The organism is Bradyrhizobium sp., assembly GCF_035273305.1.
Lineage (GTDB): Bacteria > Pseudomonadota > Alphaproteobacteria > Rhizobiales > Xanthobacteraceae > Bradyrhizobium.
Genome location: NZ_DATEPI010000252.1, coordinates 1 through 4,489, shown reverse-complemented (window position 1 = coordinate 4,489; position 4,489 = coordinate 1). Strand labels below are relative to the sequence as shown.

At 57.9% G+C, this 4,489-nt stretch carries 4 protein-coding genes; all 4 read left to right on the top strand.

The features are described from left to right. Positions 1–375: 375 nt before the first annotated feature. The 4 genes from VJV58_RS17040 (at position 376) to VJV58_RS17025 (ending at position 3,928) form a co-directional block, all read left to right on the top strand. Positions 376–1,614 (top strand): flagellin, encoded by a 1,239-nt coding sequence (locus VJV58_RS17040; RefSeq protein ID WP_324138538.1) that lies wholly within the window; start codon positions 376–378, stop codon positions 1,612–1,614. 132 nt (positions 1,615–1,746) lie between these two features. Continuing rightward, the gene (gene flbT, locus VJV58_RS17035; RefSeq protein WP_324138537.1) at positions 1,747–2,130 is read left to right on the top strand and encodes a flagellar biosynthesis repressor FlbT; all 384 of its coding nucleotides are present in this window, start codon (positions 1,747–1,749) and stop codon (positions 2,128–2,130) included. Positions 2,131–2,705: 575 nt separating this feature from the next. Further along, positions 2,706–3,584, top strand: a complete 879-nt coding sequence (locus tag VJV58_RS17030) for a protein-glutamate O-methyltransferase CheR (RefSeq protein ID WP_324138536.1) — start codon at positions 2,706–2,708, stop codon at positions 3,582–3,584. 5 nt (positions 3,585–3,589) lie between these two features. Continuing rightward, entirely contained in the window at positions 3,590–3,928 is a 339-nt protein-coding gene (locus tag VJV58_RS17025; protein ID WP_324138535.1) for a PilZ domain-containing protein, read from the top strand. Positions 3,929–4,489 lie beyond the last annotated feature (561 nt).

Genomic DNA, 4,489 nt, shown 5'->3' with positions numbered 1-4,489 from the left:
ACATTCAATGCGTGAAACGGGTCGACGCTTTTGTTGAACTTGCACTCGTCAGCAGCGGGAGAACTATCAGCGCTGATTGAACAGCGCGTTAATTTCGCACCAAAATAGAATCCGGCTGCGCGTATCCGTAGTTCTACGGGGCCATAACAATTCGCTTCTCACGTTGCGTCGAATTAGCATCGATCACAATGCGGATGCTCGCACGACCAGGTCACGCTGCCGATTAGATCGCATGCATCAACGCTTCAGCCGCTGGGTGGGTATTAGTACGGAACGCTAAATTAAGGAACAGGTAGGGGGCCGGAGAACAGGGTGAAACGTCGCCACAGAAAGCGGGCGTCGCGTCAATCGTGTACATCCAGAAGGAAAATCAAGATGTCGTCTATCACCCTTACCGCATCGGTTCGTCAGAACCTGCTCTCGCTCCAGTCGACCGCCGACCTGCTCGCGACAACGCAGGGTCGCTTGTCCAGCGGCAAGAAGGTCAACTCCGCGCTCGACAATCCGACCAACTTCTTCACCGCGCAGAGCCTCGACGCCCGCGCCAGCGATATCGGTAATCTGCTCGACAGCATCGGCAATGGTGTGCAAGTGTTGCAGGCCGCCAACACCGGCATCACCTCGCTGCAGAAGCTGGTTGATACCGCAAAGTCGATTGCCAACCAGGTGCTGCAGGCGCCCGCGGGTTATTCGGTGAAGGCTTCAGCAACCAGCCTGGCACCGACCGGTGCTGGCGCGCTAGGTGTCGTCGGAACCGCTGCCGATTTGACTGTCGGCGGTACTAACTCGCTCGCGACGGAGACTTTCATCTTCACCCCGCCAACCGGCGGTCCCACCACCATCACCCTCGGTACCGCGGCTGGCAACGTCAATTCAATCGATGCCTTCAACACCGCGCTGTCGGCCGCCGGCCTTGGATTGACGGCTTCATTGGCCAGCGATGGCTCAATCACCCTGACCTCGACCAACGACAATGCAAGCCAGATCCTGACGACGGGAAGCACTGCGGCTGCGAACACGATTGCCATCGGTGGTACCGATACGGCAGCGCTTGTGACTCCCGCTGGCGGCTCGGCCGGTAAGCCACTCGCTGATGCCGCTTCTCAGACGCTCCGTGCCGGCCTGATCAGCCAGTACAACAACATCATCCAGCAAATCAACACCACCTCGCAGGACGCGTCATTCAACGGCATCAACCTTTTGAACGGCGACGATCTGAAGTTGACCTTCAACGAGACCGGCAAGTCTACCCTGACCCTCAAGGGCGTGGTTTTCAACGCGGCGGGCCTTGGCCTTGGTGCGTTGACGGCCGGGACCGACTTCCTGGACAGCGCCTCGGCAAACAAGGCTCTTGTTGCACTCGGCGGCGCGAGTTCCACCCTCCGGGCGCAGGCTTCGGCTTTGGGTTCGAACCTGTCGATCGTGCAGGTCCGCCAGGACTTCTCGAAGAACCTGATCAACGTGCTGCAGTCTGGATCGTCCAACCTGACGCTGGCCGACACCAACGAGGAAGCGGCCAACAGCCAGGCGCTGTCGACCCGTCAGTCGATCGCCGTCTCCGCGCTGTCCCTGGCCAACCAGTCGCAGCAGAGCGTGCTGCAGTTGCTCCGCTAACTTTGGCTGGGTGACAAACGTTTCAAGGCGGCGGGGGAAGCCCCGCCGCTTTGATCTGAGTGGTTCAAGAATTGGCCGCGGCATCCGAAACCTTCGGCTGCCGCCAAACCCTAGAAAAGGACGTGACTGACGATGCCGTTACGAGTCGAGCTAAAGCCGTTTGAACGTATCGTTATCGGCGAAAGCGTCATCATCAATTCAGGAACCCGGACCTCATTCCTGATCGACGGTGAAACACCGGTGCTACGGGAAAGAGACACCGTCACCGCGGAGACCGCGAACACGCCGGTAAGGCGGCTCTATTTCTGCGTCCAGATGATGTATCTGAAGAATGACGTTCAGAGATATCGGACGGCTTATCTCGGGTTCATCCAGGACCTGCACGCGTCTGTTCCGGCTGCGCGAACTGTCATCCAGATCATCAACGATCACGTATCGGGCGGCGCTCTCTACAAAGCTCTCAAGGAAATCAGGAAACTGATGAAGGCCGAGGAAGAGGTGTCGGTGAGTGCCTGATGCCGCTCCTTCGTGCGCACGCGTAATAGCCCATTCTCGTCGGATTTGACCCAACCAGATTTGTCATGGCTGGGACAAGCCCGCGTCCCAAACTGCCTCCACTCACGAACGAGCTCTGTCTTGTCCCTCCCTCTGGTGGGGAGGGAACGCACCTCGTGAGCGAAGCGAACGACGTGCAGGGGGGACTCCTTCTTGAGATCACAACCCCACCCGGCGCTTCACGCCACCCTCCCCATAAAGAGGAGGGATGAAGATGGAGTCGCTCGCTTATAGAGTTCATTGGCGCATATTGCCGCGGCTCAAATCCGTATTTGCACGTAGATTGAAATTAACGTGATTGCCGCACCGGGACCGCTATTGTTGGTTCATCTCGGAAGTGCATCCCCTCTCATTGCGTTTTGAGATCGCGGTCAGCGTGGTGCCGTTCGGTTGGCAAATGCGGTGCGGAGTTCGAGGCGTCGCAAATTCGGTCAAGCCGCGTTGCAAAGTCATATCGGTGCGTTCGAGATGTGTACTGATCCAAGTGAGAACCGGGGCGCGACGAACTCGCGAGACTTCAGCTTCGGGCGCCGCCAATGACCCCGCCGGAATACGAATACTTGCGAAAGGTCCTTCGTGATCGGTCCGGGCTCGATCTGTCAGCGGACAAACAGTACCTGGTTGAAAGTCGATTGCTGCCGCTTGCGCGCAAAGCCGGCCTGTCCGGGACCGGCGAACTCGTCGAGAAAGTAAAGAGCGGCTCCACTTCGCTGACCACGCAGGTGGTTGAAGCCATGACCATCAACGAAACTTTCTTTTTTCGGGATAAAATTCCATTCGACCACTTCCGGCTTTCGATCGTGCCGGAAATGCTCCGGGCCCGCGCCGGTCGCAAAAGCATCCGAATCTGGTGCGCCGCCGCCTCCACGGGCCAGGAGCCGTATTCATTGGCAATCTGCCTGAAGGAAATGGGCGACGCGCTCACCGGATGGCGCGTCGAAATCATCGCCAGCGATCTGTCGGAGGAGGTACTCGAAAAATCCAGGGCGGGACTCTACAGCCAGTTCGAGATACAGCGTGGCCTGCCGATCCAGATGCTGATCAAATACTTCACGCAAAGCGGGGAGCTATGGCAGGTTAACGCCGACCTTCGCGCAATGGTTCAGCACCGCCAGCTCAATTTGCTGCACGACTTTTCTCAACTCGGTTTGTTCGACGTTATCTTTTGCCGAAACGTTTTGATCTACTTCGATCAAGATACAAAGATCGGCATATTCAAGAGACTCGCCAAAGCCGCGGAGCCGGACGGAGTTGTGGTGCTTGGGGCTGCGGAAACGGTGGTCGGCCTGACCGACGTGTTCAAGCCGTGTCCGCAACGGCGCGGTCTATATCGTCCCAGTAGCGTTCCCGCTATGCACTCGAATGCCTACGCGATTGGCAACGGGCCAAAGCTCGCCGCCATGGCGGGAGTTTGAGAAAAATGGCGGCTGACGGCAGAGCACCTGAACGGGTAACGTTTAGCCGCGGATACGGCGTCTGCATCATGGGTATCGACGGGACGTGGCGCCGGAATTGTGTTCTGAACGCGATCTCGGATGTCGACGCCATCCTCTCGGTGGAAGGCTCCATTCAGGGGCTCAATTTGAAGGAATTCTTCCTCCTGCTATCGTCGACTGGCCTGGCCTATCGGCGCTGCGAACTTGTCCGCGTCAACGGCACCGATATCGACGTCCAGTTTCTCAAGGGCAAGCACAGGAAGAAACGCGCCGACGGTCGATCATCGCACCAAGTTCTGATGCCGGAGGGCATGTCGAACTGATCTGCTGGTTTGGCTCATTGCGCCGTAACCGGGCTGCAACTACCTCGAGGCAGGCGGCCTTACGCGAATCACGGCAAAGCTGAGCTTGGCACGTCAGACGGCGTGGCGTGCTGCCGTCCAGGACTGCAAAGCCATCTCAAGACCCGCTTCGCAGCCTTTCAATGCCGCTCGCGCCTTCACGTAGCCCGGCGTGACGTCGTCCAGTACACCAGCTTGGCGGTGATCTCCATCTCCGGAAGACGACTGCGGCGCGGATGATCGCCGCTTCGATCAACGCGTTGGTTTGCTGGATGCGCTGGATCAATGATGCAAGGTTCGCAACGATCAAGCCATGGCTGTCGTTTCCATTATCCGAGAGGGAGGAATTTGCGATGCCTGCCACATTCTGCATAGCGGAGTCCTGATCTCGTTATCTCGTTTTATTTCCGTGCGGTGCTACTTGCAGGTTAAGTTTGGCTCCCGTACAACTACTGAGGTTTTTGAAAGTTAGTAGCTGCCGTTGCGTCGGCGTCATTTTTCACCGGCCATGGATGATGGGAATGTCCGACAAGTTGGTTCCCC